The organism is Hylemonella sp. P2_B10 (assembly GCF_056404875.1).
Map to the genome: position 1 here is coordinate 1 of NZ_JBFUDE010000011.1, position 5061 is coordinate 5061.

General features: G+C 66.4%; 1 protein-coding gene. It reads right to left on the reverse strand.

Annotated elements, in window-relative coordinates:
* Positions 1 to 5061 (reverse strand): O-linked N-acetylglucosamine transferase family protein (locus AC1DX2_RS25830; RefSeq protein WP_477199306.1); only part of this gene is annotated, 5061 nt, incomplete at both ends.

Sequence of the window (5061 nt, forward strand, 5' to 3'; positions counted from 1 at the left end):
CAGTTCGGCGTAGGCATAGATTTCCACGCGCTGCGGGTCGTGGTTGCCCACCAGGGGCTCCAGGAAGTAGCGGCAGGCGTGGTTGCGAAAGTCGGGGGAGACGTAGCCCACTTTCAAGCGCCGCCCGGCCAGCGGCGCATTGCCGTGGGGCTGCCATTCCTTGCGCAAGGGCTCGCCGAAGCGCCTCTCGTACTCCTGGTACGCCTCGAAGATCTCCTGTGCGCTCTTGTCGGCGTCGTAGTTCAGCGCGAACAGAAGGTTGTTGTAAATGTGTTTGTGATCGGGCGCCAGCGCCAGCGCCTGCCGGAAACTGTCTGCGGCCTCGGACAAATGCCCCCGGTGCAGCAAGGCCGTGCCCAGGTTGCCGTGCGCTGCCACGTTCTGGCCATCCAGGCTCAAAGCACGGCGCGCGCAGGCTTCGGCCTCTTCCGTGCGGCCTAACACGCACAGCACATCGACCAGGTTGCTCCACACCGCCACCAGCGTATCGTCCAGCGCCAGCGCCTGGCGGTAGCAGGCCTCGGCCTCCACCGGCTTGCCCAACTGGGACAGGTTCAGGCCCAGCTGGAAATGGGCATTGTGGTCGTCCGGCTCCAGCCGCACAGCCTGTCGGTAGCAGACCTCGGCCTCGGCCAGCCTGCCTTGCTGCAGCAGGCTGTTGCCCAGCTGGGCATAGGCGGTGGCAAACTCGGGCAGCGCCTGCAAGGCGCGCCGCCACACCACTTCCGCTTCCAGCAACTCGCCCGACTCCTGCAACAGCTTGCCCAGGTTGACATAGGCGACGGCAAAGTCGGGCTTCAACTGCAAGGCGTGCTGGAAACAGGCCTTGGCGGCCGCCATGTCCTGCTGCGCCAGCAGGTTGAATCCCAGGTTGTAGTGGGCCGTGGCCTGCCCGGGCCGCAAGGCCACCACGCGCCTGAGCAGTTGTTGAGCCTCCACCCACTGGCCTTGCTGCTGCAGCGAAATGGCCAGGTTGCTCAACGCGTCCGCATGGTCTGGCTGCACCAGCAGGGCCTGGCGCCAACTCGCCTGCGCCTCGGGCACCCGGCCCTGGTCGCGCAGGTTGTTGCCCAGGTCGTAATGCATGTCGGCTTCCAGCGGCAAGATTTTCAGGATGCTGCGCAGCTTCGCCTCCAGCTGCTGCAAGGCGTCCCCTCCGCCCAGCAGCCCGGCGGCCCGGGGCTGCGGCGCCTGGGTGGCCTGCCATTGCTGAAACATCTGCCCGAAGGCGGCTTCCACGCGCCGCGCAAAGCCGGCCTCGTCCATCAGCGCGCTCATGCGCATCTTGTGCCGCAAGCCGGCCCTGATTTTGCCCAACGCCTGCGTGTCGGTCGCCAATTCAACCGCCTTGGCAATGTAGTCCTCTTCGCTGTGCGCTATCCATTGCGCACAGCCCACACCCTGCAAGACGCTGCTGCCCAGCCGCCCCACGCTGGGCCGGCCGGCCAAGGTCACAAAAGGCACGCCCATGTACAGGCTCTCGAACAGGGTGGTGCCCGAGTTGTGCGGAAAGCAGTCCAGCCCGATATCCACCCCGCGCAGCACATCCCACGGCGGGCTGTGGCAGCCAATCTGCAGCCGGTGGCGCTCAATGCCATGCGCGGCAAACCTGGCCGCCAATGCCTCCTGCATGTCGTCATCCTGGTAGCTGCCGCTGTCAACCACCAGCCGTGCCTGCGGCAGTTGCTGCAGGATGCGCGACCACACGCGCACCGTGTGGTGGTTGATGCGCACCGCCCGCGTCAGCGTGCCAAACGTGATGTACCCATTGCGCCGTGCTGGCAGTTCGCCCACCTCACCGGTACCCTCGCCGGGCCGGTAGACAAAGCAGGGCGCGGGCAGGCGCCAGGGCTTTTCGGCAAACAGGGCGTCACTGCCCGGTGGAACGCTGACCTCGTCAGTCAGGTAATGGTCGATGGCGCTCAAGCCCGTGGTGTAGCCAAAGCCCAGCCAGCTCAGCGACACTGGCGCCGGCTTGCGCGCGAACATGCCCAAGCGGTTGCCACCGGTGTGGCCGGCCAGGTCCACCAGAATGTCTATGCCATCAGCGCGCACACGCTCTGCCAGCGCGGCGTCGCTCAGGGCCCGGGTAGGGACCCAGTGCTCCACCAACGTCTTGTAGCGTGCGGTCAGCGCGTCCTCGGCCACCAACTCGGCATAGGCATACAGCTCGACTGTGGCGCGGTCGTGGCTGGCCAGCAGCGGCTCCAGGTAAAAGCGGCAGGGGTGGTTGCAAAAGTCAGGCGACACATAGCCCACTTTCAGGCGCCGGCCGGCCAGCGGCGGGTTGTTGTGCGGCCGCCAGTGGACGCGGGCCGGCAGGCCGAAGCGACGGTCAAACTGGCGATAGGCCTCAAAAATGGCTTCGGCGCTTTTGTCGGCGTGGTAGTTCAGCACGAACAGCAGGCTGCCATGGCTGAGCACGTCGTCGGGGTTGATCTCCAGCGCCTGCTGCAGGCTTTCCAAGGCTTGCGGCAAATGCCCCCGGCGCAGGAAGATGGCGGCCAGGTTGGCATGCAAGGCACCCAGCCCGGGGTTCAGCCGCAAACCCTGGCGGGCGCTGGCCTCGGCCTGCTTCAGGCGGCCCTGGTCCTTTTGCGAACTGGCCAGGTTGTTCCAGGCAACGACAAAATCCGGTTGCAAGTGCAGGGCGCGCTCGTAACAAGCCTGGGCTTCGTCAAAGCGCTTCAGGTCGTTCAGCAGGAAACCCAGGTTGTTGTGGGCGCCGGCATCGTCTGGCAGGGCTTGCGCGATGGCCTGAAAAATCTGCAACGCTTCGGCCAGCAGACCCGCCTGATGCAACGCGCGCGCCAGGTTACCCTGGGCCTCCCAATCCTCGGGCAGCAACTCTGCGGCGCGGCGCTTGGCGGCCACCGCCTCGGCCAGCTTGTCCTGCGCATGCAACAGCGCTCCCAGGGCCTTCCAGGCGAAGCCGTCGTTGGGAAATCGCCCCGTCATGGCCCGCGCCAGGCGCTCACCTTGCGCATACTGGCCTTGCTTGAACAAGGCCGTGATGGCGTTCATCTCGTCCATGCTGGGCGTCATTGCCGGTGGCGTCGTGATCACCGGCGCGGCCGGCCGGCTGGCGGCAGTGCGCGCGTCCCAGTGATCGAACATCTGCTCAAAGGCCATCTCCACGCGCCGCACAAAGCCGGCCTCGTCCATCAAGGCGCTGGCCTGCATCTTCTGCCTCAGCCCGGCCCGGGTCTCGGCCAGTGCTTGCGTGTCCGCTGCCAGCGCCACCGCCTTGGCGATGTATTCCTCTTCTGTCTGGGCGATCCACTCGGGGTGCCCCAGCCCTTCAAGGATGGTGCTGCCCAGCCGCCCCACGCTGGGCCGCCCGGCCAAGGTCACATAGGGCACGCCCATGTACAGCGTCTCGAACAAGGTGGTGCCCGAGTTGTGCGGGAAGCAGTCCAGCCCGATGTCCACCCCGCGCAGCACGTCCCATGGCGGGCTGTGGCAGCCTATGTGCAGACGCCCGGGGTCTATGCCTTGGGCTTCGAAGCGTGCCGCCAGGGCTTGGCAGGCAGGCGCATCCACGAACGAACGGCTGTCCACCACCAGCCGTGCGTTGGGCACTCGCTTCAGGATGTCGGCCCACACGCGCACGCTCTTGTGGTTGATGCGCACGGCACGGGTCAGGGTGCCGAAGGTCACGTACCCGTTGCGCAGGGCGGGCAGTTCGCCGACTTCGCCCATGTCGGCCCCGGGGCGGTAGGCGTAGCCGGTGCCGCTCAGGCGCCAGGGGGTTTCGGAGAACAGTGCTTCGCTGCCTTCGGGGGCCTGGGTGGCGTCGGTCAACAGGTAATCGATGGCTTTGAGGCCGGTGGTGTAGCCAAAGCCCAGCCAGCTCAAAGAGACTGGCGCGGGCTTCCTGGCGAACACGCCCAGGCGGTTGCCTGCGGTGTGGCCGGCCAGGTCCACCAGCACGTCGATGCCGTCGGCGCGTATGCGCTGGGCCAGCGCGGCGTCGCTCATGCCGCGCGTGGGCACCCAGTGGGCCACCTGGCTCTTGTAGCGCACGGTGAGCATGTCTTCGCGTGCCAACTCGGCATAGGCGTAGATTTCCACTGCACCTGAGTCATGCCGGGCCAACAGCGGCTCCAGGAAATGCTGAGCCGCGTGGTTCATAAAGTCACCGGACACATAACCCACCTTCAGCCGCCGCCCAGCGCGGGACGGGTTGGCATGGGGCAGCCCGTGCTTCTTCAGCGGCGCGCCAAAACGCCGCTCGTACTCCTTGTAGGCCTCAAAGATTTTGGGAGCGCTGTAGTCGGCGTCGTAATTCAACGTGAACAGCAGATTGCCATACACGTCTTCATGGTCAGGTTGCCGTTTCAGTGCCTGGCGGAAACTGGCCTCTGCTTCGCGCAGGCGGCCGGTTTTCTGCAGTGTCAGCCCCAGGTTGTTCAGCGCTGCCACATTGCCGGCATCCAGCGCCACCGCCTTGCGCAGCACCTGTTCGGCCTCGGCATACAGGCCCTGGACCTGCAACAGGTGGCCCAGGTTGGCATGGGCCTCAGCATCCTCGGGCAGCAGCACCACCGCCTTGCGCTTGGCCTGTATCGCCTCGGCCAGCTTGCCCTGCGGCTGCAGCATGCTACCCAGCGCCTTCCAGGCAAAGCCATCCTCAGGGAAGCGCTGCACCAGCGCGCGCGCCAATTGCTCACCTTGCACATGCTGGCCCTGCTTGAACAAGGCGACCAGTTGCTGCACCTGGGCCGGATCGGGCGCGCCCTGCGCACCAGGGGCATCATCAGGCGCCGGCTGTTGCTGCTGCCAGCGCTCGAACATCTGCTCAAAGGCCATCTCCACGCGCCGCACAAAGCCGGCCTCGTCCATCAAGGCGCTGGCCTGCATCTTCTGCCTCAGCCCGGCCCGGGTCCCGGCCAGTGCCTGCGTGTCCGCTGCCAGCGCCACCGCCTTGGCGATGTATTCCTCTTCTGTCTGGGCGATCCACTCCGGGTGCCCCAGCCCTTCAAGGATGGTGCTGCCCAGCCGCCCCACACTGGGCCGCCCGGCCAAGGTCACATAGGGCACGCCCATGTACAGCGTCTC